28 protein-coding genes and 1 tRNA gene are annotated in these 25776 nt (G+C 44.9%); 17 read left to right on the top strand and 12 right to left on the bottom strand.

Translation table 11 applies throughout. The annotated features are described in order from the left end of the window. Positions 1–3: 3 nt before the first annotated feature. Genes KIH43_RS00420 through thiE form a run of 4 tightly spaced genes read left to right on the top strand, consistent with a single transcriptional unit; the run spans position 4 to position 3108 of the window. Positions 4–1149 carry an FAD-dependent oxidoreductase gene (locus tag KIH43_RS00420; RefSeq protein WP_297716648.1) on the top strand — a complete coding sequence of 382 codons (1146 nt, stop codon included), beginning with the start codon at positions 4–6 and terminating at the stop codon, positions 1147–1149. Next, complete coding sequence (gene thiS / locus KIH43_RS00425; protein WP_297716650.1) at positions 1140–1337, top strand: sulfur carrier protein ThiS; 198 nt, start codon at positions 1140–1142, stop codon at positions 1335–1337. The genes KIH43_RS00420 and thiS overlap by 10 nt, the downstream gene beginning before the upstream one ends. Before the next feature lie 15 nt (positions 1338–1352). Next, on the top strand, positions 1353–2171 hold the full coding sequence (locus KIH43_RS00430; protein ID WP_297716652.1) for a thiazole synthase: 819 nt from the start codon (positions 1353–1355) through the stop codon (positions 2169–2171). A 10-nt stretch (positions 2172–2181) separates the two neighbouring features. Beyond that, the gene (thiE, locus tag KIH43_RS00435; RefSeq protein WP_297716653.1) at positions 2182–3108 is read left to right on the top strand and encodes a thiamine phosphate synthase; all 927 of its coding nucleotides are present in this window, start codon (positions 2182–2184) and stop codon (positions 3106–3108) included. Positions 3109–3126: 18 nt separating this feature from the next. On the opposite strand, the gene thiD is transcribed toward thiE, so the two are convergent. Then, a complete protein-coding gene (gene thiD / locus KIH43_RS00440) occupies positions 3127–4011 on the bottom strand; it encodes a bifunctional hydroxymethylpyrimidine kinase/phosphomethylpyrimidine kinase (protein ID WP_297716655.1) in 885 nt (294 codons plus the stop codon). Positions 4012–4032: 21 nt separating this feature from the next. On the opposite strand from thiD, the gene KIH43_RS00445 reads away from it, so the two are divergent. The 6 genes from KIH43_RS00445 to KIH43_RS00470 all read left to right on the top strand — a co-directional run bounded on the left by KIH43_RS00445 (position 4033) and on the right by KIH43_RS00470 (position 9314). Further along, positions 4033–4108: transfer RNA gene (locus KIH43_RS00445), tRNA-Asn, on the top strand. A 144-nt stretch (positions 4109–4252) separates the two neighbouring features. Then, entirely contained in the window at positions 4253–5572 is a 1320-nt protein-coding gene (locus KIH43_RS00450; RefSeq protein WP_366069207.1) for a U32 family peptidase, read from the top strand. Positions 5573–5587: 15 nt separating this feature from the next. Then, positions 5588–6124 (top strand): hypothetical protein, encoded by a 537-nt coding sequence (locus KIH43_RS00455; protein WP_297716658.1) that lies wholly within the window; start codon positions 5588–5590, stop codon positions 6122–6124. 8 nt (positions 6125–6132) lie between these two features. Next, entirely contained in the window at positions 6133–7041 is a 909-nt protein-coding gene (locus tag KIH43_RS00460) for a transporter (protein ID WP_297716660.1), read from the top strand. A gap of 55 nt (positions 7042–7096) precedes the next feature. Beyond that, on the top strand, positions 7097–8845 hold the full coding sequence (locus KIH43_RS00465) for an IlvD/Edd family dehydratase (RefSeq protein ID WP_297716662.1): 1749 nt from the start codon (positions 7097–7099) through the stop codon (positions 8843–8845). Between the two features lie 49 nt (positions 8846–8894). After that, entirely contained in the window at positions 8895–9314 is a 420-nt protein-coding gene (locus tag KIH43_RS00470) for a DUF4442 domain-containing protein (protein ID WP_297716664.1), read from the top strand. A 1-nt stretch (position 9315) separates the two neighbouring features. On the opposite strand, the gene KIH43_RS00475 is transcribed toward KIH43_RS00470, so the two are convergent. From KIH43_RS00475 to KIH43_RS00495, 5 genes are all read right to left on the bottom strand, one after another. After that, a complete protein-coding gene (locus tag KIH43_RS00475; protein WP_297716709.1) occupies positions 9316–10917 on the bottom strand; it encodes a choline dehydrogenase in 1602 nt (533 codons plus the stop codon). A 26-nt stretch (positions 10918–10943) separates the two neighbouring features. Next, on the bottom strand, positions 10944–11681 hold the full coding sequence (locus KIH43_RS00480; protein WP_297716666.1) for a lysophospholipid acyltransferase family protein: 738 nt from the start codon (positions 11679–11681) through the stop codon (positions 10944–10946). Positions 11682–11713: 32 nt separating this feature from the next. Then, on the bottom strand, positions 11714–12694 hold the full coding sequence (locus KIH43_RS00485) for a nitronate monooxygenase family protein (RefSeq protein ID WP_297716668.1): 981 nt from the start codon (positions 12692–12694) through the stop codon (positions 11714–11716). After that, on the bottom strand, positions 12691–14367 hold the full coding sequence (locus KIH43_RS00490; RefSeq protein WP_297716669.1) for a long-chain-fatty-acid--CoA ligase: 1677 nt from the start codon (positions 14365–14367) through the stop codon (positions 12691–12693). Before KIH43_RS00490 ends, KIH43_RS00485 begins: the two co-directional genes overlap by 4 nt. A gap of 161 nt (positions 14368–14528) precedes the next feature. After that, complete coding sequence (locus KIH43_RS00495) at positions 14529–15269, bottom strand: outer membrane beta-barrel protein (protein ID WP_296968942.1); 741 nt, start codon at positions 15267–15269, stop codon at positions 14529–14531. 282 nt (positions 15270–15551) lie between these two features. Between KIH43_RS00495 and KIH43_RS00500 the strand changes: the two genes are divergently transcribed. From KIH43_RS00500 to KIH43_RS00520, 5 genes are all read left to right on the top strand, one after another. Further along, complete coding sequence (locus KIH43_RS00500; protein WP_296968943.1) at positions 15552–16190, top strand: TetR/AcrR family transcriptional regulator; 639 nt, start codon at positions 15552–15554, stop codon at positions 16188–16190. 87 nt (positions 16191–16277) lie between these two features. Continuing rightward, on the top strand, positions 16278–18065 hold the full coding sequence (locus tag KIH43_RS00505) for an acyl-CoA dehydrogenase C-terminal domain-containing protein (protein WP_297716672.1): 1788 nt from the start codon (positions 16278–16280) through the stop codon (positions 18063–18065). A 10-nt stretch (positions 18066–18075) separates the two neighbouring features. Beyond that, positions 18076–20517, top strand: a complete 2442-nt coding sequence (locus KIH43_RS00510; protein WP_297716673.1) for a 3-hydroxyacyl-CoA dehydrogenase/enoyl-CoA hydratase family protein — start codon at positions 18076–18078, stop codon at positions 20515–20517. Positions 20518–20532: 15 nt separating this feature from the next. Next, a complete protein-coding gene (locus KIH43_RS00515; RefSeq protein ID WP_297716675.1) occupies positions 20533–21729 on the top strand; it encodes an acetyl-CoA C-acyltransferase in 1197 nt (398 codons plus the stop codon). Positions 21730–21761: 32 nt separating this feature from the next. Then, positions 21762–22223 carry a DUF2147 domain-containing protein gene (locus KIH43_RS00520; RefSeq protein ID WP_296968949.1) on the top strand — a complete coding sequence of 154 codons (462 nt, stop codon included), beginning with the start codon at positions 21762–21764 and terminating at the stop codon, positions 22221–22223. A gap of 6 nt (positions 22224–22229) precedes the next feature. Here the strand turns inward: KIH43_RS00520 and KIH43_RS00525 are convergent, their stop codons facing one another. The 5 genes from KIH43_RS00525 to KIH43_RS00545 are packed head-to-tail and all read right to left on the bottom strand — an operon-like array spanning position 22230 to position 24026. Next, complete coding sequence (locus KIH43_RS00525; RefSeq protein WP_297716677.1) at positions 22230–22511, bottom strand: YqjK-like family protein; 282 nt, start codon at positions 22509–22511, stop codon at positions 22230–22232. After that, on the bottom strand, positions 22512–22880 hold the full coding sequence (locus KIH43_RS00530) for a phage holin family protein (RefSeq protein ID WP_296968955.1): 369 nt from the start codon (positions 22878–22880) through the stop codon (positions 22512–22514). It lies immediately after the preceding gene. Positions 22881–22886: 6 nt separating this feature from the next. Then, positions 22887–23228 carry a DUF883 family protein gene (locus KIH43_RS00535; protein ID WP_297716679.1) on the bottom strand — a complete coding sequence of 114 codons (342 nt, stop codon included), beginning with the start codon at positions 23226–23228 and terminating at the stop codon, positions 22887–22889. A gap of 24 nt (positions 23229–23252) precedes the next feature. Continuing rightward, complete coding sequence (locus KIH43_RS00540) at positions 23253–23714, bottom strand: Smr/MutS family protein (RefSeq protein WP_297716681.1); 462 nt, start codon at positions 23712–23714, stop codon at positions 23253–23255. A gap of 15 nt (positions 23715–23729) precedes the next feature. Beyond that, complete coding sequence (locus KIH43_RS00545) at positions 23730–24026, bottom strand: hypothetical protein (protein WP_296968960.1); 297 nt, start codon at positions 24024–24026, stop codon at positions 23730–23732. Between the two features lie 379 nt (positions 24027–24405). Between KIH43_RS00545 and KIH43_RS00550 the strand changes: the two genes are divergently transcribed. After that, a complete protein-coding gene (locus KIH43_RS00550; RefSeq protein WP_297716683.1) occupies positions 24406–24942 on the top strand; it encodes a hypothetical protein in 537 nt (178 codons plus the stop codon). A gap of 68 nt (positions 24943–25010) precedes the next feature. Here KIH43_RS00550 and KIH43_RS00555 read toward each other — a convergent pair whose 3' ends face one another. Further along, positions 25011–25583, bottom strand: a complete 573-nt coding sequence (locus KIH43_RS00555; RefSeq protein ID WP_296968965.1) for a phasin family protein — start codon at positions 25581–25583, stop codon at positions 25011–25013. Here KIH43_RS00555 and KIH43_RS00560 point away from each other — a divergent pair. Continuing rightward, positions 25575–25766, top strand: a complete 192-nt coding sequence (locus KIH43_RS00560) for a hypothetical protein (RefSeq protein ID WP_297716685.1) — start codon at positions 25575–25577, stop codon at positions 25764–25766. The two genes, KIH43_RS00555 and KIH43_RS00560, sit on opposite strands and share 9 nt — an antisense overlap. Positions 25767–25776: the final 10 nt, after the last annotated feature.

The following is a 25776-nucleotide window of genomic DNA, read 5'->3' on the forward strand; positions in this document are numbered from 1 at the left end:
CCGATGACTCAATCAAATCTTCGCCTTCGCAAGTTTGCTATCGTGGGAGCCGGCCTAATGGGCCGACTTTTAGCATGCACGCTTGCACAGCGAGGAGCTCAGGTTGACCTATTTGATAAAGCAAGAGCCGATGGCGGTGGCGCGGCAGCACGTATTGCTGCCGCCATGTTAGCTCCCTTAGCAGAATCGGCGATTACTGAAGACTCAGTAGTACGCATGGGAATGTATAGCTTGCCTCGCTGGAAAGAATGCATTGGACAGCTCTCTCATCCCGTATTTTTTCAGCAAGAAGGCACCCTCATCGTTTGGCACAGTCAAGATGTAAGCGAAGCAGAACGCTTTACAAATCATCTTGAAAAAAATTGTCGCCATAACTCGCAATTACCCTTTCCTCAAAAGCTAACGAACAGCGAAATACGCCAGATTGAACCAGGGGTTGCTGAGCGTTTTATGCAAGGGCTGTTTCTTCCTGATGAGGGTCAGCTAGACAATCGACAGCTCTTAGAGAGTTTGCTCAAAGAATTACAGCTACTTAAAGTCAATTGCCACTGGAATGCTGCGGTTGATCCACATCAGTTGCGCACTGAAAATAGGTATGACTGCGTCATCGATTGCCGTGGAAATGGCGCCAAGGATGCTTGGGCCAGCTCCCTTAATAGCTTACGCGGGGTCCGAGGTGAAGTCGTCCGACTATACGCCCCCGAAGTGAAATTGCGTCGTCCCACTCGCTTAATTCATCCTCGCTATCCCATCTATATTGCGCCCAAAGAAAATGACATCTATGTAGTGGGCGCCACAGAAATTGAGTCTGAGGATCTATCTGATATGAGCGTTCGCTCTGCGATGGAATTACTCAGCGCTGTTTACACCGTACATAGTGGTTTTGCAGAGGCTCGTATTTTGGAAATGACCACGCAGTGTCGCCCCACTTTAAAAAACAATCTTCCAGAAATCCGGGTTCTAAAAGAAAAAGGATTGGCAGATTTGATCATGATCAATGGCCTATATCGTCATGGATTTATGATTTCTCCTGCCGTAATGGATTGTGCCCTCGAAGTTTTAGAGCAAGGCCAAAGCAATACAGCCTTAGATCTTGGGTTATCCATTACGAGCAATATCAGCACCCATGAGTCCAGTCTATGCGCGTAATTGTTAATCAAGTAGAGTATGAAATGCCCAATCAGAGCGTCATTGCTGATGCGCTCTCTTTAATTGATGCCAAACCACCGTTTGCGGTTGCCGTGAATTTAAATTTTGTACCGAAGACGCAATATCAGCAATTTGCATTGAATGAAAATGATCAAATTGAGGTGATCGCCCCCGTGACCGGCGGCTAAGTGTTTGAAATATTTATGACAGCTCCTTTACCCAATAATCTTAATAGTGCTGATGCGCTCGTGTTGTACGGCGAGAGCTTTTCAAGTCGCTTATTACTAGGCACTTCGCGCTACCCATCGCCACAAGTCCTCGAAGATGCGGTCCGCGCCTCGCATCCTGCCATGATTACAGTGAGTCTTCGTCGACAAGGTACCAGTACCACAGATGCGCATAGCGGCTTTTGGGACTTACTGAAGAAAATGGCAGTGCCCGTGTTACCCAATACCGCTGGTTGTCATAGCCCACAAGAAGTAATTGCTACTGCGCAAATGGCCCGAGAAGTTTTTGAGACAGATTGGATCAAACTGGAACTGATTGGCGATGATTACACTCTTCAGCCAGATACTTTACGTCTTGTGGAATCTGCACAAACCCTCATTAAAGATGGATTTAAAGTGCTCCCCTACTGCACCGAAGATTTAATTGTCTGTCAGCGTTTAGTGGACGCTGGCTGCCAAGCAATAATGCCATGGGCTGCGCCAATTGGTACAGGGCAAGGACCACTGAATCCCTACGCCATGAAATTACTACGAGATCGCATTCAAGTTCCGCTGATTGTGGATGCTGGTCTTGGACTACCCTCACATGCTTGCACTGTTATGGAATGGGGATTTGACGCAGTCCTGTTAAATACAGCAGTTGCGCTATCTAATGATCCCATTGCAATGGCTGAGGCATTTTCAACAGCAGTAACCGCGGGGCGCACTGCCTATCTTTCTGGCGCAATGAAGCCACAAGAATCTGCACAGGCCAGCACGCCTTTGGTTGGCACCCCTTTCTGGCATCAAGCGTGAGGATAAAAATATGAGCCTCATTCGCGACCTCGCTGATCAAATTATTCAGGCTCATCGTCAAGATGACTTATGTATTCCTATTCCGAAATTTTCTATTGGCTCACCCCCTCCGCGCATTGATAATGAAGCTGCGGTCGATCATTACGAGCTCGCTGGTGCACTTGCAGCTGTTGAAATGGGATTTATTGAGGAAGACGCCAAAGTTTTAGGTCGGGCATGGTCGCGCATGACATTGCAAGATGGAGGATTTAATCCATTCAAATGGCCAAGTAGACCTGAGCATTTTGATTTACTGCCATGGACGCGCAATATGAATCCAAATGCCTTTAAGGAATGTCCAAAGCGTCTAGGACTATATGGCGTGATGCCCGACGCGGATTGGGTAAAGCGCATGGTTGAAGCCGAAATCCCTACCGTACAGTTACGTTACAAATCAGAAGATCGTTTCAAAATACGCAAACAAATTAAAGAGGCTGTTAAGGCTACTGAGGGCAGCAAAACTCTGCTATTTATTAATGACTATTGGGAAGAAGCCGTTGATGCAGAGGCTTATGGCGTGCATTTAGGACAAGAAGATCTTGAAACAGCCAATCTAGAAGAAATTCGTGCTGCAGGATTAAGATTGGGAATCAGTACGCATGGTTACGCTGAGCTCGCTCATGCAGATCGGTTTTGCCCTAGCTATATTGCTATGGGCGCTGTTTTTGCGACTAACCTTAAAAAGATGCCAACAGCCCCGCAAGGATTAGGCAGACTATATCAATATGCCAAGCTCATGAGTCACTATCCATTAGTGGCAATTGGCGGCATAGATCAAGACAGCATTCATGCTGTTGCCAAGAGTGGTGTTGGTTCTGTTGCTGTAGTGAGAGCAATTACACAAGCAAAGGATCCAAAAGCTGCCGTTAAGCACTTACAGGAATTGATGCAGGCTTAGATCTGGTCTAGTTATTGATTAGAGAATATCTTTTTCATTGCGCAATGCGGTTGGAAAGAAATCATGCATATGCCATAAGGGCCCAGGACCCTCGCCAATGCTAAGGAATTTACCCGCCTCTAATCCTGCTTCAACAAAGGCTATCGCCTTTGCAACAGCATGCTCTAAATCATGCCCGCCCGCTAAATAAGTGGCAATGGCAGCTGCCAAAGAACAACCTGTTCCATGAGTATTAGTAGTATTGACGCGATAGTGTTTAAACACTTTTGATTGCACAACTTCTAGATGATCTTCAACGGAACGCCATGTTAAGAAATCTGTGATTTGTGTATGACTGGCATCGAGATGACCGCCTTTTATCAAAACAGCCTGCGGACCTAAGTCAAGTAATTCTTGAGCGGCCAAAGCGAAATCATTAGGACCATGAATATCGCGACCTAATAATAAAGAAGCTTCATCTAAATTTGGTGTAATGAGTGTAGCCAAAGGAAACAACTCATTGATCATTGCTTGCGCAGTATCATCACCCCCCAAACTTGCACCCGAAGTGGCCCGCAATACAGGATCTAAGACCACTCTTTTGATGCCATGTTTACGTAACCCTTGCGCTACTACCTGAACAATTTCGGGACTTGCTAACATGCCGATTTTGACAATATCAGCGCCAATGTCTGTCATCACGGCATCCAATTGAGCCTCCACTACATCAAGATCTATATCTTGAATGCGAGACACGCCCAGGGTGTTTTGGGCAGTAATGGCGGTAATCACCGTCATCCCATAGCCACCCAAAGCAGTGATGACTTTCAGGTCGGCCTGAATACCGGCCCCGCCACCGCTGTCCGAACCAGCAATGGTCAGTACTTTAGGGATCTGCACAGAAGTAGGAAGTAGTGATTGCATCTTGCTATAATATCGGCTTATTCCTCGATAGCTCAGTCGGTAGAGCGCCGGACTGTTAATCCGTAGGTCCCTGGTTCGAGCCCAGGTCGAGGAGCCAAATGCGATAAGGGTCTAGAGCAATCTAGGCCCTTTTTTCATGGCGGAACAGCTTTCATTCGCCTTACATCACAATTAGCCTCAAATACACCAGTAATCCTGGATGAGACGGGCAAAATACCTCGGCCAGCATTAAAATGCTTCAATCATGAAAACACCGGAACTCCTTGCTCCTGCTGGCAGCTTACAGATGCTCGAAACCGCTTTCGATTTCGGAGCGGATGCAATTTATGCTGGTCAACCTCGCTATTCATTAAGAGTCCGAAATAATGACTTTGGAAAAATTGAGGTTCTCAAGCAAGGTATCGATACTGCCCATGATTTAGGCAAAAAGTTTTATCTGGTATCCAACTTACTTCCGCATGGCGCTAAGACCCGCACCTATATTCGGGATATGTCTCCAGTAGTGGCATTAAAACCCGATGCGCTCATCATGTCAGATCCAGGGCTCATCATGATGGCTAGAGAAGCATGGCCAGATATGCCGATTCACCTCTCCGTTCAGGCCAATACAGTAAACGGTGCATCTGCTAAATTCTGGCGCTCTGTTGGTATCAGTCGGGTCATTCTCTCCCGTGAACTTTCTTTTGATGAGATTGAGGAAGTGCGACAGGATTGTCCAGAGATGGAATTAGAAGTTTTTGTCCATGGTGCCTTATGTATTGCCTACTCCGGACGCTGTCTCCTCTCGGGATATATGTCTCATCGCGACTCTAATCAAGGAGCCTGCACTAATGCTTGCCGCTGGGACTATAAAGTCAAACCAGGCCAACAAAACCAAAGCGGTGATGTGGTATTGCTGCAAGAGTCTCGCCGTCCTGATGACTTGATGCCCATGGAAGAGGATGAGCATGGCACCTACATCATGAACTCCAAAGATTTACGCGCAATCGAGCATATTGAGCGATTAACAAAAATGGGAGTTGACTCATTCAAGATTGAAGGTCGCACTAAATCCCCTTACTACGTAGCGCGCACCTGTCAAGCTTATCGCGCTGCAATGAATGATGCAGTAGCTGGTAAACCATTTAATACCGCCTTGCTAGGCAATCTAGAGGGATTGGCAAATCGTGGCTATACCGATGGTTTTTATGAGCGCCACCACGATAAAGAGTATCAACTCTATATGCGCGGCCATTCTCTCTCAGGCAGAAGTCTTTATGTTGGCGAAACTTTAGAAGTTGATCAAAATACTGGCCGAGTAAAGATCGACGTGAAGAATCGTTTCTCAGTGGGTGACAAACTTGAAGTGATTGAGCCAAGTGGCAACCAAGACATCACCTTAGAGTCCATGTGGAATATGCAAGGTGAGCCTATTAGTGTTGCACCAGGATCTGGGCACTTTGTTTGGATTCAGCTCAATCTGAAAAGTAAAAAAGCGTACATTGCTCGCTACACTCAAGATGCTGCCCCTATGGAAAGCACTGCATCTTGCTCAAGCGGTGAATCCTGTTGCAATGCATAAGCTTTGCCGCTTGAAATGACCGCGCCTCCAATACCCTCTTCAAAACGCAATATCAAAGAAGCACTTATAGAGGAAGCAAAAAAAGCATTTGCTTTATCAATCTATTTTGGATTGTGGTTTTGCGCTCTTGCATTTTTAGCAGTAACGGCACTTGAGGAACGCCCTATTCCATTATCGATATTTGGCTTTGCGATCGTCAAGGCTGCAATCACTGCAAAATTTATGCTTGTTGGACAAGCCATTTTTCCCATTAAAGTGACCAAACATCATGGCATTGTGAGATCACTGCTTATAGAATCATTAATCTATCTGATGATAGTTTTAGCCCTCAACTATCTTGAAGCAGGAATTGATGGCGTTATCCATGGTAGGAACTTTATTGAATCCTTGGCCGCTTTTGGTCAATCCGATCCATTAAAAATCCTAGCTATGTCGATCCTATATTGGCTAATCGTCGTTCCCTACCTCGTGTTTACTGGCGCTTTAATCTTAATGGGCAAAGACAATTTCATCGCCTTGTTATTTGGCAATAAAAACATTGCCGATCAATAGACTTGGTGATGGATCCGTCTTTATTCCGCGCGCTAAGTATGCTGGTTCGCATGCCACCTTTGCTCATGGCGTTCGTCATTTCAGTCATATGTGGGAATGCCTATAGTCAAGAAATTGAAGCGCGCGCTTATTCTAATGCGCCAATTGGCATGAACTTTGTCACCGGCGGACTTGCGCAAGCCAAGAGCGGAACCTATACACTAAATACTCAAGCACTGAGCTTGACGCACGTCCTTGATGTCGGCGGGCAATCTAGTCGCATCACACTCCTACTACCCTACTCTGAGCTCACCGGTACGGGTCAGCTAGGTGGACAAACGATTAATGCTTCAGCCGAAGGCCTTTCTGATCCAATGATCAAGGCCTCATTCAATCTTTATGGGGCGCCTGCACTCAACAATAGTGAATTCAAAAATTATCAGCAGGACTTAATTATCGGTGCGAGTGTAGCAGCAACCATACCTTGGGGACAGTACAACAGTAGCCAAATGATTAATGTAGGGGCAAATCGTTCCCTTATTCAGCCTGCTATGGGTTTTTCACAAGCACTTGGACCATGGCGATTGGAATTGGCTGGTATGGCGACGATCTATACGAGCAATAATAATTTCATGGGCAACAATACCCTATCTCAAAATCCAATCTATTCGGGCGAGACGCATGCAATCTACTACTTCCCTAATACTGCCTGGATTTCTGCTGACCTTACTTACTTCACTGGCGGTCAAACTTATGTGAACGGGCTAGCTGTTAACGGCATTCAAGAAAATTGGCGCTTTGGTGGCACCTTCTCATACCCCATTGATAGACAAAACTCCATCCGCATTACTGGCGGGAAAGGGGTCTACTCAAAAACAGATACTAGCTATAACGCGATAGCGGTTTCATGGCAATATCGTTGGGGTGGCACTCCTTAAGTGTACGATACACGCCAATACAATCAGCTTAATACAAAGACTATAAGAGACAACCATGACTAAGACACCAAAAGATAAGAGCCCTACCGAACAGGGTCTTCGCAAAGGCTTAACAAGTTATGGCGATAAAGATTTTTCTCTTTTTTTACGCAAAGCATTTATCAAAGGCGCAGGTTACACCAATAGTGCATTAGATCGCCCCGTCATTGGCATTATTAATACAGGCAGTTCGTATAACCCTTGTCACGGCAATATGCCGCAACTCATAGAGGCGGTCAAACGCGGAGTGATGCTTGCCGGCGGCTTACCTATGGACTTTCCCACTATCTCAATACATGAGAGCTTTGCCTCTCCAACCAGTATGTATTTGCGTAACCTCATGTCGATGGATACAGAAGAGATGCTCCGTGCTCAACCGATGGATGCAGTGGTCATGATTGGTGGATGCGATAAAACGGTGCCAGCGCAATTAATGGGAGCCGCTTCTGCTGGTTTGCCTGCTATACAACTCATTACTGGATCAATGCTTACCGGGTCACATCATTCTGAACGTGTTGGCGCTTGCACTGACTGTCGTAGATATTGGGGAAAATTTCGTGCTGGCGAGATTGATGCTATCGAAAAAGATGAAGTCAATGAAAAGTTAGTGGCTAGTGTTGGCACATGCTCTGTGATGGGAACAGCCAGCACCATGGCTTGCATTGCAGAAGCTTTGGGAATGACTGTTCCAGGCGGCGCTTCACCACCCGCAGTGACTGCCGATCGCATTCGCATTGCAGAGGAGACAGGGACTCGAGCTGTTCAAATGGCCAAAGATGGCTTAACCATTGACAAGATTCTGACAGCCGATGCTTTTGAGAATGCCATGAGAGTGTTATTGGCTATTGGCGGGTCAACCAACGGCATAGTGCATTTAGCAGCGATTGCTGGGCGCATGGGCTTAGAAATTGATCTAAACGCCTTAGATCATATGGGCAATGAAACCCCAGTATTGCTCGATCTGAAGCCATCGGGCGATCACTATATGGAAAACTTTCATGATGCGGGAGGTATGACCACCCTTCTTCGTGAGCTCAAGCCTTTGTTAAAACTGAACGCAATGACTGTCACTGGCAGAACCCTGGGTGAAGAAATTGATGCAGCGCCTCCTAGCTTTAAACAAGATGTGGTTCGCCCCTTTGATAAACCCATCTATCCGCGCGGCAGTATTGCGGTATTGCATGGCAACCTTGCACCGGGTGGCGCCATCATTAAGCAATCGGCTGCCAATGAAAAACTCATGGAGCATGTGGGCCGTGCAGTCGTATTTGAGAATGCCGAAGATTTAGCCAATCGTATTGATAGCCCTGATTTAGATGTCACAGCAGAGGATATTTTGGTGCTCAAGAATATTGGCCCAAAAGGCGCTCCAGGCATGCCTGAAGCAGGCTATATTCCCATCCCCATGAAGTTAGCTCGCGCTGGCGTGAAAGATATGGTTCGCATCTCTGATGGTCGTATGAGTGGTACCGCCTATGGCACCATTGTGCTGCATGTGACTCCAGAGTCTGCAGTAGGCGGACCATTAGCATATGTCCAAAGTGGTGATCGCATTCGTTTAAGCGTTAAAGAACGTGAAATCAGTTTATTAATTTCTGATGAAGAATTGGCAAAACGAGCAAAAGAAAATCCAGTTGTAGTGCCTAGTGCTGAGCGCGGCTACAAAAAACTCTTCTTAGATACCGTCACACAGGCAGATCAAGGGGTCGATTTTGATTTTTTAAGAGCGCCCAACATCATCGGAAAAGTTCCTGGCAAGAAATAAATAAATACAGAGATCTGAAACAGTGAATGCAAGCTTACTAAAACATGGCATGAATCTGTGGCCCCCTTTTTGGGGCGCAGGTATTCATGTTGATGAAATCAGCAATGATTTTCGTAGCGCTAAAGTAACCCTGAAGTACCGATTATTAACCCGCAATATTGTTGGCGTTCATTTTGGTGGCAGCCTCTTTGCCATGACCGATCCATTTTTTATGATGATGTTTTCTCAGAATCTTGGCAAGGAATACATCATTTGGGATAGAGCTGCAAAAATTGAATTCTTAAAGCCCGGTAGGACGAATGTGAGCGCGCGATTTCATATTACCCAAGAGCAAATTGATGAAATTCGCAATGAAGCACAATCAGGAGAGAAAATATTGAAGGATTATTCAGTAGATATTCTCAGCACAACTGGCGAAGTCATTGCACGTGTGACTAAAACGCTTTATATACGTAAAAAAATATCCTAAATCAGCCTTTTTGATCCGCAGTAATCATATCGGCCGCCTTCTCAGCAATGGCTATTACTGGTGCATTGGTATTGCCACCGATTAATGTGGGCATGATCGATGCATCCACAACTCTGAGGCCCTTTATACCTTTTACGCAAAGCCGGGAGTCAACTACAGCCATTGAATCATTGCCCATTTTGCAAGTTCCAACCGGGTGATACACGGTATCTGCCCTTTGACGAATCAGATCTCGAATATCCTGATCTGTTTGTGCACGTGATGTGAATACTTCACGGCTGCGAATTTTCTGAAACACTGGTGCGTCCATTAATTGGCGAGTGAGCTTAAATCCCTGGACCATCGTATCCATATCGCGTTCATCTGACAGGAATCCCGGGTCGATGAATGGCGACGCACTAGGATCACGACTTGCTAATCTAATCCGCCCCCTGCTGTATGGTCTTAATACACAAACATGACATGAATAGCCGTGTCCCATGCGCATTTTTCGAGCATGATCATCCACCAAAGCAACTACAAAATGCAACTGTATATCTGGCGCAACTAAACTGGGATCGGTTTTTAAGAATCCTCCCGCTTCAGCAAAATTACTGGCAAACATACCTCTACGAAGTTTTAAATACCGCAAAAATTCTTTTGCCAACTTCAAGGTGCCTGCAGCGGAAATACCAACCAAACTTATATCTTTTGCTTCATATCCAAAAATAAAGTCTGGATGATCTTGCAGATTCTGACCTACCCCTGGCAGGTCCATCACTACGGGGATATTCAACTCCTGTAAATGCTCCTTAGGCCCAATACCAGAAAGCATAAGCAGTTGTGGCGACTGTATTGCCCCGGCACACAGGATGACTTCCTTGCGAGCCCGTACAGTTTGTTGAACGCCATTTTGTTGATAGATGATGCCAATAGCGCGACCAGATTCAACGACGATTTTCTCTACTAATACATTCGTATGGATGTACAAGTTGCGACGTTTTCCAAGATAGGGAAATAAATACGCTCTTGCAGCGCTACATCGTTCACCATCCACATGCGTGACTTGGTATATCCCCAACCCTTCTTGCTCTGAACCATTGAAGTCATTACAAAGAGGAAAACCTACTTGCTGTGCCGCAGTGAGAAATATATTTTGATAGGGATGATCAGAGCGTAAATGTGACACTTGCAATGGGCCATCAGTGCCGTGATAAGAGTCTTTTAGGTTCGCATTCCTCTCGCTCTTGATGAAATATGGGAGCATGTCTTTATAAGACCATCCGGCATTACCAAGCTGCGCCCAGTGGTCATAGTCTGAGGCATGGCCTCGGGTATAGATCATGGCATTAATTGCCGATGATCCACCTAAACACCTGCCTCGAGGCTGATATCCTTTACGTCCATTTAAACCTGACTGAGGAACAGTCTCAAAAGCATAGTTGTTCAACTTCGTTGGCAACATTGCTACGGCAGCTAGGGGTGTCCTCACAATAACACTATTCCCTTTTCCGCCCGCTTCAAATAAAGCAACAGAATCCTGGCCTGATTCACTTAATCGCGAAGCGACTACCGATCCAGCTGAACCTCCGCCAATCACAATGTAATCAAATTCGTTTGCAATGTGCATACAAATTTTATTGGCTAAAACTACCGCTCATAGGCTGTGGGATCCAAGCGGCGCATCTCTCCTTCAATCCAGCTTTCAACCTCTAGCTGAATCTGATCCTCTGTTTTTCCAGCCACTGTGATAACGGGACCAATCGATACGGTAATTAATCCTGGTAGCTTTACAAACGTATTTCGTGGCCACAGAAGGCCGGAGTTTTGAGCGATAGGTAATATATTCGTTGCAGTGCTCATCGCTAAACGCACGCCACCACGACGATAAGGCTTTACGGAACCTCTTGGAGTCCTTGTACCTTCAGGGAAAATAGTGATCCACTTACCCTCTGCCAAGCACTGTTTACCTTGTTTTGCAACAGCTTCGCGCGCTTTTTCGCGATCACCTCGATTGATGTGAATCATTCCTAGCGAGCCTAATGCCCAACCAAAGAATGGCAACAGCAATAATTCACGTTTAAATACAAAACAAAGCTCATTAGGCAAAATTGCTGGGTATGCAATCGTTTCCCATGCGGATTGGTGCTTACCTAAAACAATTAATGGTGTATGCGCATGATTTGGGATATTTTCCAAACCTTCCACTCGATACCGTACTCCACACAGTTTTGATAGTACCCATAGGGCCAACTTGCACCAAATGACCCCTACTTGATAGCGCGTATTAGATTTTGTAAAGGGGATGAGCAGCAAAATCGCCGACGCAAAGACAATGACAGTAATCACGCCGTACAAATAGAACAGGAATGCGCCAATCCACAACATCACATTTTCCTTTAGAGTGTTTAATAGGGTTGCTAACTCAGTAGACTCTTTTTAGCATCTCTATATTCTTGCTCTAAGGTATCTACGATTTGGGCTACGGTGGGTACATTATCTATGAGCCCAACACCCTGACCGGCACCCCAGATATCTTTCCATGCTTTGCTGGCACCACCATCTTTATTTTCTTGCGAAAGCTTGGCAAACGCCCCTGGATCACCAGCCGGTAAATGATTTGGGTCTAAACCCGCATTCTCAATGCTTTTTTTAATGTAATTGCCTAATATGCCAGTGAAATAATCCGTATAGACAATGTCCGATGCATTTGCTTCCACAATAGCCCGCTTGTAGGCCTCGGTGGCATGGGCCTCTTGGCTAGCAATGAACCGGGTTCCCATATAAGCAAAATCTGCACCCATAGCATTAGCAGCAAGTACGGCAGATCCGTTGCTAATAGAGCCCGACAACACAATTGGGCCAGAAAATATTTTTCGCACTTCACCAACCAAAGCAAAAGGAGATAGGCCACCCGCATGTCCACCAGCACCTGCGGCTACAAGAATCAAACCATCAACACCAGCTTCAAGCGCTTTTTCTGCATGACGCAAACTAATCACATCATGCAGTACGATGCCTCCGTAGCTATGTACAGCATCAATCATCTCCTTAATAGGCGCTCTAAGACTAGTGATATAGATCGGTATTCGATGTTTCACGCAGATTTGCATATCGCGCTCAAGGCGGGTATTGGAAACATGCACAATCTGATTTACCGCTATGGGCCCGACTTTGCGTTCTGGATACTTGGCTTGATAAGCTTGTAATTCCTCCTGAATTTGCGTTAACCATTCATCTAAGAGCTCCGCAGGGCGAGCATTTAACGCAGGAAAGGAGCCAACAATACCCGCCCGACATTGCGCTTTCACCAATTCTGGATAACTTACTGTGAACATGGGTGCGGCAATAACGGGCATGCGCAACCCCTGCAGCACTTGAGGAAGATGCTTACTCCTCATAGATTGCGTAACTCTCTACGCAAAATCTTCCCAACGTTGGTCTTAGGTAAATCTTTGCGAAACACAATATGTTTGGGTCGCTTGTAATTAGTCAACTGCTCTTTGCAAAACTCGAGAACTGCCTCTGCTGTCAAAGCATCATCTGCTTTGACGATAAAGGCTTTTACAGCCTCTCCAGAATCATCATCGGGCACACCAATCACTGCGCACTCCAACACTCCCGGCACTAAAGCAATAACCTCTTCAACCTCATTTGGATAGACGTTAAAACCGGATACTAAAATCATGTCCTTTTTGCGATCAACGATTTTGGTAAAACCATCTTCGTTCATGATGCCAATATCACCGGACTTAAAAAAACCATCCGCCGTCATGACATTCTTTGTTTCTTCTGGCTTGTTCCAATATCCCGCCATTACTTGAGGACCCCTGATACATATCTCCCCTGGTGTACCAAAAGGCACCTCAACTCCATCATCATTCAGAATCACTACTTCGGTGCTCGGAACAGGTAAACCAATATAACCAGTAAATCGCTCAATCAGTGGAGAATTCACACACGCTACTGGTGAAGTTTCTGATAGACCGTAACCTTCAGCGATAGGAGCTCCTGTGACCTCTTGCCAGTGATCGGCCACTACTTTTTGCATCGCCATACCACCACCAATTGTTGCAAGTAAGTTAGGCAACTTTACAGACGCAAATTCTGGTTTATGCAATAAGGCATTGAACAAGGTATTTACACCCGGAAAAATATTGATATCTGGATGCTTCTTTAAAAGCTTAATAAAGCTATCGAAATCACGAGGATTTGGTACAAGTACGAGCAAACCGCCCTTGCGCATCCCCAGAACTGAGCATGCAGTCAATGCAAAAATATGATACAGAGGCAATGCGCACAAGAACACCAACTGACCAACAGGCTTGCGCTTTAACGCAGGCTCTAACCACAACTCTGTTTGCAGCACATTCGCCAAAATGTTCCGATGCAACAATATCGCCCCCTTAGATACTCCAGTGGTACCACCGGTGTATTGCAGAAAAGCAATATCATCTTGCGTTTTATTTGGCTTAGTCCAATGATGACGCGCGCCAGCATCCAAGGCACTGGTAAAGCTTATATGTTGCGGGACATCCCACTTGGGAACAGCTTTTTTAATATTACGTACGACAAAATTAACAATAGCGCCCTTTAAACCAATCATTTCCCCAATAGATGTCACTACTACATGCTTGATGGGCGCACTTTTCATCACATCTTGATAAACATGAGCAAAGTTTTCCAAAATGACTAAAGCGCTTGCACCACTGTCCTTCAACTGATATTCAAGCTCTCTTGCCGTGTAAAGTGGATTGACATTCACCACAACAAATCCAGCTCTTAATACCCCCAGCATCGCAATCTGAAATTGCAATACATTGGGCAACATAATGGCCACTCTTGCACCCGATTCAAGTCCCAGCGACTGAAGGTAAGATGCAAAATGCTTTGAGTGACTATCTAGCTGTCGATAGTTCATGCGCTTACCCAAAAACTCGCAAGCATCACGCTCAGGATATTGGGTAAAGGCCTCCTCAAACATCTCTAAGAGAGAGGTGTATCCCGAATAATCCACTTCTGGCGGCACGCCATCAGGATAGTTTTTTAACCAAGGTTTTGAGGGATTGGCCATGTTAGATACCTTGTCTCGAAATATTTATATAAATTTATTATGAATGCACTAAATGCAGTATCGCCCTACGAAATCATTCTAATCATTTTGAATATTAAAAATACACTAGTCCAATAAAAAAGCCCTCATGAGAGAGGGCTTTTGCTTGCAATCAATGCAAATTAGAAACGATATCCAACACCCACCAAGATGTCGGTACCAGTGCCACCAATGCCAACGTTGTTGAAACGAACGCCATTGGTTGATGTGGTTGATGTGGTTGTCTTGCCGTAAGAAGCATAGTTCACCTCACCGAATGCGTACCATGAAGATGTCACCATTTGCTTGTAGCCTAAGCCAAGAGATACGCCAGAAAGATTGGTCTCTTGGTAAGGCAATACTGAGGATGACAAACCAATGGTAGCGCCTGTATAGCCAACCTTAGCGTAGGCCAATCTATCTTTATCAATCACATAGCCCGGTGTTAAGACAATGCTGTAAAGGTTCTTCACGTTATAGGTAGCCTGGGTAGAGCTGTTAAGAGCGTTGTAGGCACTAATGCCGGTAGTTTGACGTACGCTCAGAGTACCGGTTGCAGAAGAGCTTGCACCTGGGTAGTAAGTTGCACCAATACCAAGCACAAATTTATCGTTGATACCCCAGTTATAACCGGCGCCTAAATTCACTAGACCAGTGTTGACATTGTTAATACTAGAAGTAGACATTGCAGCAGGAATTGCTGAATAAGGCCTAGGATAAGTTGGGGTGCCGTTACTAATGGATGGGCTAAATACGCCAAATCCAACGCCAACCTGTCCATACGCACCTTCCCATGCATTTGCTTTAGCGGATTGGGCCATTGCAGAACCTGCTGCAGTAGCGGTTAGTGCGAGTGCAACTGCGGTCAATTTGAATTGCTTCATGTCTCTTCCTTTTAGTTAATTGTGGTCAGGTAGATTAAATACCTTGAATGCCAATGTAATGAAATTCATAAAAATGTGATGCTCGGGTTTTCCCCAAATACATTGCTGTGCTGCACCAAATATTGCCTAACCATCTAGTTAGCGCTGTCTCAACCCATAAAAGAGCATAAATCCCTTGGTCTATAGGGTCATTCATGACGTATTTACTTCAGTTAGGTTTACGGTAATATAAACGAACGATCGTATTATTTTTACAACATTGGTTCATACAAAGACAAAAACATGATTCAAGTTAGGGTTAATTTAGAGAGTGCTGAGGGTCAATCTCCCAAAAAAGGATCTCTTACCAAAACACTCATTCTTGATGCTGCATTAGATATTGCCAACAAATCTGGTTTAGAAGGAATCACCATTGGAGCTTTGGCCGATAAGGTAAATATGAGTAAAAGTGGTGTCTTTGCACACTTTGGCTCACGCGAAGAATTACAAGTTGAGGTGGTGCGCGCCTATCACCGCTCCTTTCAAGAGTTGGTTTTTCAATCGGCACTATTAAAGCCAAAGGGTTTGCCACGTCTAAACCACATGATTAACTCCTGGTTGCGGATGAGTGTTGGAGAAAATACTTCTAGCTGTTTCTTCATAGCAGGCGCTGCAGAATTTGATGATCGCCCCGGAATTGTGCGAGACGAACTCATTAAAAGTGTCCAGCAGTGGCGCTCTGCCCTACTTCGCGCCATTCAAGAATCCATCGCCATTGGTCATTTACAAAAAAATGTGGATGCGAATGCACTCTTATTTCAAATCTATAGCATCGTTCTAGGAGCCCATCACGATTCGCGCTTCCTGGACAACCCCAAAAGCCTGTCAACTGCTAATAAATTAATTAAACAAATATTGAGCACCTATAAGGCAACTCATTGAGACGTTATTTATTGCTTATTTTTTCTTGCAAAACTATTCACAACCCATACATCAACATCACCATTTCATTTAGTTATCGGAACTGATATGCCAACATACACACCCCCTCTTCGAGATATGCAATTTGTCATTCATGAATTGCTTACTGCAGACAAGACTTATGCCCAGTTACCTGCACACAAAGAAATCGACCAAGGAACTATCAATCAGATCATTGAAGAAGCCGGTAAATTTGCAAGCGAGGTTGTTTTTCCTTTGAACCAAATTGGTGATCGTCAGGGTTGTAAACGACTTGATGATGGATCTGTCACTACTCCAGAGGGCTTTAAATCAGCTTATCAACAATATATTGATGGCGGATGGCCAGCCCTTTCGTGCGATCCACAATATGGTGGACAGGGTCTACCTCAGTTAATCAATACCGCTCTATATGAAACCCTGAATTCTGCAAATCAGGCATGGACAATGTATCCCGGACTTTCTCATGGGGCTTACGAGTGCTTGCATGCACACGGCACTGATGAACAAAAGAAAATCTATCTGGATAAATTAGTTTCTGGACAATGGACTGGCACTATGTGCCTTACAGAGCCACAGTGTGGCACTGATTTAGGAATCTTAAAAACGAAAGCGGAACCACAGCCTGATGGAACTTATGCGATCACTGGCACAAAAATTTTTATTTCTAGTGGAGAACACGATTTAGCGCAAAACATCGTCCATCTCGTTCTAGCGCGACTACCTGATGCACCAAAGGGAACCAAAGGAATATCACTATTTGCAGTGCCTAAATGGAATATTCAAGCCGATGGTTCTATCGGCAGTCGTAATGCTGTTACATGTGGCTCGCTGGAACACAAAATGGGCATACACGGCAATGCCACTTGTGTGATGAACTTTGATGGAGCTATAGGCACGTTAGTGGGAGAACCTAATAAAGGTCTTAACGCGATGTTCGTCATGATGAATGCTGCACGTCTTGGCGTAGGCTTGCAAAGCTTAGGTTTAACTGAAGTTGCCTATCAAAACTCCGTCATTTATGCCAAAGAGCGCTTACAAATGCGCAGCCTAAAAGGCGCCACCGAACCAGAAAAAGTTGCCGATCCCATCATTGTTCATCCTGATGTGCGGCGCATGCTATTAACACAACGGGCTTATGCAGAGGGCGCACGCGCATTTGCTTATTGGGTTGCCTTGATGATTGATACAGAGTTATCTCACCCAGACGAGTCCGTCCGCACCGAAACCAATGAAATGGTTTCCTTGTTAACCCCCATCGTGAAAGCCTTTCTGACGGATAACGCATTTAACGCAACCAATGAGGGCTTACAAGTCTTTGGTGGTCACGGCTACATTGCCGAATGGGGCATGGAACAATTTGTGCGAGATGCTCGAATCAATATGATTTATGAAGGAACCAATACGATTCAATCTCTCGATTTATTGGGACGTAAAGTGCTTGGTGATATGGGTAAAAAGCTCACTAAGTTTGGCAAGATAATTGAGCAATTTATTGAAGATGAAGGCGTGCGCAAAAACATGCAGGAATTCATCGACCCTTTGGCTGATATTGCCAGCAAAGTAGAAAAACTCACAAAAGAAATTGGCATGAAAGCCATGCTTGATACCGAAGAAGTTGGTGCTGCTGCTGTTCCTTATTTGCGAGTAGTTGGACACCTCATTTATGCCTATTTATTTGCTCGCATGGCGAAGATAGCGTTGGATAAGGAAGCGTCTGGTGACTCCTTCTACACTGCCAAATTGGCTACAGCACGCTTTTACTTTGCGAAGTTACTGCCGGAAACAGCGACCTTAATTAGGCAAGCTCGTGCTGGATCCAAACCCCTCATGACAATGCCTGTCGAATTGTTTTAAAGGAATAAAAATGATTGCCAATAAAAATATCAAAAAAATCGCCGTTCTAGGTGCAGGCGTGATGGGTGCGCAAATTGCGGCGCACTGTGTCAACGTGGGAATACCAGTGGTCTTATTTGATCTACCCACTACCAGCAATGATGGTAAAACTGTCAACAAGAATGCCATTGCACTCAAGGCAATTGAAAATCTCAAGAAGTTAAAGCCCTCTCCCCTCGGCTTGCCAAGCAGCGCGGACCTGATTACTGCGGCTAACTATGAAGACCACCTCCCACTACTAGGTGATTGCGATCTGATCATTGAAGCGATTGCTGAGCGCATGGACTGGAAGCATGCTCTTTATGAAAAAGTAGCGCCGTTTATACCTGCACACGCCATTTTTGCCACCAACACCTCTGGCCTCTCGATTGGCGAGTTAAGCAAAGGATTTTCTGGAGACTTGAAGCAACGATTCTGCGGAGTGCATTTTTTTAATCCACCTCGTTACATGCATTTACTTGAATTAATTCCTACAGAAAATACTTCCCCCGAGGTATTAGATGCTCTAGAGACTTTTATGACCACTTCCATGGGCAAAGGTGTGGTGAGAGCAAAAGATACGCCGAACTTTATTGGCAATCGGGTGGGCGTTTTTTCCATACTGGCTGTATTTCAGGAGGCGAAAAAATTTGGTCTTGGATTTGATGCGGTCGATGCCATCACCGGCAGCAAATTAGGGCGCGCAAAATCCGCTACGTTTAGAACAAGTGATGTTGTTGGCCTTGATACGATGGCGCATGTCATTAAAACAATGGAAGACTCACTGCAGTCTGATCCATTCACCACACTCTTTAAGGTACCAGAAGTTGTTAAGCAGCTCATATCGAAAGGCGCCTTAGGTCAAAAGACAAAAGCAGGTTTTTATCGCAAGGAAGGTAAAAATGTGCTCGTTCTTGATGCCCAATCAGGAGAGTACAAACCTTCTACAGCTAGCATCAACCCTTTAGTTGAGCGCATTCTCAAAAAACCGATTGCCGAACGACTCAGCTTGCTACGCGAAACAGATGATCCCCAAGCCCAATTCTTATGGGCTATATATCGGGACATTTTTCATTACTGCGCAATTCAGTTGGAAAATATAGCGCAATCTGCAAGAGAAATTGATTTTGCAATGCGTTGGGGTTATGGCTGGGATAAAGGCCCTTTTGAGGATTGGCAAGCAGCAGGAATTTCTCAAGTAGCCAATTGGATCAACGAGGATATTGCTCAGGGCAAAGCATTAAGCAACACTCCTTTACCTGATTGGCTTTTTCAGGGGCCTGTTGCGCAAAGCCAGGCCTTTCATACTCCCAAGGGCTCCTGGTCTGCATCTGAAATGCGTTACGTTCCTCGTTCCTCCCTACCTGTATATGAGCGTCAACGTTTCAGAGCGCCGTTATTTGGAGATGGATCACCCGATCCAAAAACCGTGGGCAGCACCATTTACGAGAATCCAGACCTGCGCGCCTGGGTATCCCCGGATGAACCGAATGTATTAATTGCCTCATTTAAATCCAAAATGAATACCATCAGTCCTGATGTTTTAAACGGTATTCAAAAAGCTGTAGAACTTGCTGAAGCAAGCTATGCTGGTTTAGTCATTTGGCAGCCATCCTCTTTAAAGCTGGGTACGCCAGGTGGGCCATTTTCTGCAGGCGCTAATTTAGAGGCAGCTTTACCAATGGTGATGAAAGGTGGACCAGCTGGTGTAGAGCCATTCGTCAAGTTATTTCAAGACACTATGATGCGCGTGAAATACTCACAAGTACCCGTAGTGAGCGCTGTATCTGGCATCGCTCTTGGTGGGGGCTGTGAACTCGTAATGCAATCCGCTCGTCGGGTAGCTGCCATTGAGAGTTACATTGGTTTAGTAGAGGTAGGTGTAGGCTTGTTGCCTGCAGGCGGAGGATTAAAAGAAGCCGCTATTCGCGCCGCACAAGGTGTCAGCCTCGCGGGAAGCACAAATTATCTCGATTTCACCAAGGCCTCTTTTGAAAACGCAGCAATGGCAAAAGTCTCATCATCGGCGCAAGAAGCCATGAAGATGGCTTATCTCCAAAAGGGCGACATTATCGTTCCCAACGTCTATGAACTTCTTGCATTGGCACAAAATGAAGTCAAAGCAATGCGGTACTCCGGATATAAACCCCCTATTCCGAGCCTGATTCCCGTGGGTGGTCGCTCAGTAGCCTCTACTGTAATGGGGCAAGTTATCAATCTTCGCGATGGTGGATTTATTTCAGAACATGATGCACATATTGCCCAAAAAATTATTGAGATTATTTCTGGTGGCGATGTAGATGCCGGCACACTGGTTACCGAAGAATGGCTATTGAAATTAGAACGTCAAGCTTTTGTTGAGCTGATAGCGCACCCCAAAACCATGGAGCGCATCATGGGCCTCCTACAGAACGGCAAGCCTGTTCGCAATTAATAGAAAGAACGACAAATGAAACCAATACAAGACGCATATATCGTAGCCGCCACTCGTAGCGCAGTTGGTAAGGCTGGGCGCGGATCCTTAAAAAATACTAGACCGGATGATCTATTGGGCAATGCTTTACAGCATGCACTCAAACAAGTTCCGACGCTTGATCCAGCAGCAATTGAGGATGCCATCATTGGTTGCGCAATGCCTGAAGCGCAGCAAGGACTCAATATCGCTCGTATAGGCCTTCTTTTAGGTGGCTTACCCAACACCGTTGGCGGCGTAACCATTAATCGCTTTTGCTCATCTGGTCTGAATGCGATTGCCATGGCCGCCGATCGCATTCGAGTCGGCGAAGCAGATGTCATGATTGCTGGTGGCGTTGAATCAATGAGTATGGTTCCGATGGGTGGTAATACACCTTCTCTATCTCCCGAGATCTTTGTAGGCGATGAGAATATCGGTATAGCCTATGGCATGGGTCTTACCGCAGAAAAAGTTGCTCAGCAATGGAAAATTTCTCGTGAAGATCAGGATGCATTTGCATTGGCATCTCATCAAAAAGCAATTGCAGCTCAGGCTGCCGGTGAATTTAATTCAGAAATATTTCCTGTGAACATTGCCAAGCGCCAGATGGATATTGCAAAAGGTAAAGTAGAGATTGCGTGGAATACCTTCAATCAAGATGAGGGTCCAAGAATGGATACTTCTTTAGAAAGCTTAGCAAAACTCAAATCTCCTTTTGCTGTAAAAGGAACGGTAACCGCTGGTAATAGCTCGCAAACATCAGATGGTGTGGGCGCGCTCATACTAGCAAGTGAAAAAGCTATCAAAACCTTTGGACTCACGCCACTAGCACGCTTTGTAAGTTTCGCAGTGAAAGGCGTTCCCCCTGAAATCATGGGAATTGGACCAAAAGAAGCCATCCCCGCAGCGCTTAAGCTTGCTGGCTTATCGCAAGACGCCATTGATTGGATTGAGCTTAATGAAGCATTTGCCGCTCAATCGCTTGCAGTAATACGGGATTTAAATTTAGACCCAAGCAAAGTCAATCCGTTAGGTAGTGCAATTGCCTTGGGGCATCCCTTAGGCGCAACAGGAGCAATCCGTGCAGCTACCGCGATTCATGCGTTAAAGAGAAGAAATTTAAAGCACGCTATGGTCACTATGTGCGTTGGCACTGGTATGGGTGCAGCTGGAATTTTTGCTGCTTGCTAACCGACTCATGTCACTCAATGTTGGAGATCACTATGAATAAACGCTTAATACACCTCACCCTAGGTTGCACCCTAGCCTTTGCATTTGGAGTCAATGCATACGCACAAAACATTGATCCAGCTATAGGTATTTGGAAGACGATTGATGATAAAACTAACCAACCTGCTTCCCTCATCAAGATTGAAGAAGTCAATGGAAATTTAGAAGGCATCATCATCAAAACTTTTCCACGGCCTAATGAAACACCTTTAGTGAACTGCAATCTCTGTAAGGACGATCTAAAAGACAAGCCCATTATTGGCCTCAAAATTATGAGCGGCCTAAAACAAGAAAAGCCAGGCTACTGGGCTGGCGGGAAAATCTTAGACCCTAAAGAAGGTGAATATTACAAAGTCAAACTCAGCACTGAAGATGGCAAGAAGATGGATGTCAGGGGTTATATTGGGGTGCCAATGCTCGGAAGAACACAAGTTTGGTATAAGGCTGAGCAATAAACCTTTCTACACTAATTTCTTTATATTCTTAAGCACCTTAACACCACCCCAACCCATAGCGAGAATCTTGCTTGCTAACTTAGGTTTGTAATGTGCTAGCGCTGCAAATGCGCTAGTCCACAGCAGAGGGTTATCCTTGATGAAGTGAAAAGCATCAATACCTTTATCTGCCCAAGATAATGGTTTTTCCCAAGGTTCCATGTGCACTGCGAGCTCGCGACGCTCATGACTACATCTTTCTTGAAGAATATGGCGTCTTTTTTCCAACGCTTGCAATGAATTATTCATTTAGCGGGACAACTCTTCTTTATCTTTTGCTAACTCAGCGATAGAAGCCTCAAACAATCTTGGCATAGTACGAATAGACTGCCTGATGATCAATGCCAACACAAGACCAATTCCTATAAATGCAGCCGTTAACAGACTCAAAGCGAATAATCGGTCAGATTCCCAGCTATATATGACAATGAGTAGGGCCAGCATTACCAAGCCAAAGAAAAGAAAAAATAATGCGCTAATAATTAATACCAGCAAACTAATGAGTTTATTTCTGGCGATTTGCGCATCAACCGATAGAAGCTCTAAGCGTGTTTGAGCAATAGATACGCCTGTACTGGCAAGGCCTTTAATAGAAGCAAGCAGATTTTCTTGAGACATAAGTACCTAGCGTCGGCGAATCAATAGTCCAATGAGAATGCCCAATCCTGCGGCAACGCCCACTGCCTCCCAAGGATTACGGTGCACAAAGTCATCAGCTCCTTCTGCAACAACTTTTGCTTTTTCAGTCAAATTACCATCGAGCTTCGAAATGCTTTCCTTGGCACCAGAAAGGGTCTCAAGCGCCTTATTTCTGATTGAACCAATGGTTTCACTGGGATGATCCTCTGTTGCCTTAATGAGGGCTTCGGCGTCTGCCATGAGCGCCCTAAATTCACCAATTAATTGGTCTGCACTAGAGGCAATATGCTCTTTGCTTGTCAGGTGATCTGGTTTTTTAGTCGTCATAAGAATTCCCTTTTCTTGGCTATTCTAAGCACTTCTCGATTCAGACCCCAATATTAGGACTGTCATACCTGCATTTCCAGTCTTAAAGTGTCTCAAATATGCCTTTAATCCAGGCCTTTGTTTAAGCAAAGTATTGCATGTTGGACTGCCATAGGCTACTTGCTCTCCAAAATAATAATCATCTACTCGATCAGCATAACGATTACTTTCAAGTGCTTCATGAACACCTCTTTTGATGAGCCCTCCTTCTCCTGAAGAGCCATAGCCATGGATAAGGACCACAGCCCGAGCACCCATTTCCTGAAGCAGCCTAATTTTTCGCGCCAATTGATCAAGCGCATCTTCAACAGAAGGATTCCCTACTTTTATATTGAGCTCAACGGTGTCAACCGTTAAATGCGGCAGCGTTGCTGTGCCGCAGTGAGGGCATGCATCCAACATGCCCCTGGCATTGCCACACTCAGGGCACAACGCGATTCTATTCATGTGCCCTGTCTTGACTCAAGAACAATACTTCACTTCTAAAGTCCCTGCATCAATGGATTTATCGTCAACCATGAGGTTTAACTTTTTGTGGGCAAGCTCACGGTTCTCAGGGGTTTTTAAATGTCGGTCAATTAAGCCAGCAACATCTTTACGAATCGACGTGTTGCCATATTGCAAGGACTTTAATGTAGAAACTGCCTCTGCAGTGATCTTGCACTGCTGACTAACTAACGCTGATGAATCTGTATTGGAATTTGCGTAGGCAAATGCTGCGACACCGATAGTTGCTACTGCTAATAGAGTCTTTTTCATCTTAGTTCCTTATCTTATGACCACATGTTGGACAGCAACCCATATCCCGAGCCCTTGTTTTTCTAAGGGCGGCATACACACTGGATTCTGAAATCTCCATCTTTCTAGCGGCCTGAGCTGCACTCATGCCCTTTCCTATCCACTCCAAAGCTTGATGTGTTTTCGGTACTTGTCTTTTCATTTCATCTCCCAGTAGCAACACTATATCACAACTTCACAACTTGTGAAGTTGTGAAGTATAGTATTTATACTATGACAAACCCTAGGTTTGATCACGATTCAATGCGCTAGGAAGGATTCGAATTGGAGTCTAAGCTCCAGATAAAGATGGCGTTATTTCTCGGAGATAGTATGATTTGATCAATTAAAGGAGTCTCTTATGCATCGTCTTACCCTATGTATTGCAGTATCTTTGGCGCTAATTGGATGCGCTAATAACGACAAAAAAATAAGCTCGTGGGAGGTGAATGATGTATACCACTCCACCATCGTTACTGCGACATCATCTGGCGCAAAGTCTTATCTGGGGCCCTCCATTAATTCAATGGATGAAGACAATACCTATGAAATGTTTAATCTTCGAAGCGAGCAAACCGCTCAAGGTGAAAAGTCTTATGAGTTGCAAATCCACCTGACCTACTTTAAGCAAGTACGCAATTACGATTCTGCATCGCTACTCAATGGACCTGTAGCGTCATTCAAAGTCCTCTCAAAGGAGGCGGGACTATGCGAAGCAAGAGGATGCGTTTTTAAGGAGTTGCTATCTATTAAATTAAGTGATGCATTCCTAAAGAAAAGTATGAAGGAAGGTTTCCAATTGACCCTCTCTTCCAAAGCTGGCATTAGCACCATTGTCTTTGTGCCACCACAATATATCAAAGGGTATCTCATGGCCGTTGATGGTACGAGCTACTAATATTTATAAATGGCAAAGCAATAAAAAAACCGCCCGGAGGCGGTTTTTTTATGATTCAAAAGAACTAATTAAGCAGCTTTACGGCTTTTAGCAGCTGGCTTAGCTACAGCGTATTGACCTTGAATGTTTGCCAATGCAGCGTCAACATTCTTTTCAAAAGTTGCGAATGCGTCAGTAGCAGTTGCGCGAACTTGGTCAAATTGTTGCAAAGAAGCTTCGAATGCAGTTTTGAATGCAGATACAAATGCCTCAGAACCAGCAGGAGCAGTCTTAGTAGCTTCTTTAACAAACTTAACTAAGTCGTCACGTGCATCATCGATAGAAGCGTCAACTACTTGAGCAACTTCTTTATTGCCGTTACGAACAACTTTGTTTACTTTAGCTTGGTAAGCAGCAGCATACTTAGCAGCTTCTTGAGCAGCTTCTGGTTGTGCCAATTTAGCCAATTGTTGTGGATCCTTGATTGCCAACAATTGTGAGCTAGCGTCTTGTGCAGCAGCCAATGCATCTTTAGCAGCAGCTTGGTTGATTTCTGCCAACTCTTGAGCACTTTCAACTGCTACTTGTGCCAAATGTTTTGCATTCTCAACAGCTTTAGCTTGAGCTTGAGCGATTTGATCGTTTAATTGAGTTTGAAACATGATGATTCCTTTAAAAATTGGTTAACGTTTTTTGTTGCGATGCACCATTGTTACAAAGATTTTGCTGTATTGCAACAATTATTTGCTGCTAAGCAACAAAATATGCAAATAAATGAAATTTATTGTTTAAATTCAATGGGTTATATTTATGAAGAGGCAATAAAAAACCCAGCTTTTTATTAAAAAGCTGGGT

Source organism: Polynucleobacter sp. (genome assembly GCF_018500155.2).
In the GTDB taxonomy this organism is placed as follows: domain Bacteria; phylum Pseudomonadota; class Gammaproteobacteria; order Burkholderiales; family Burkholderiaceae; genus Polynucleobacter.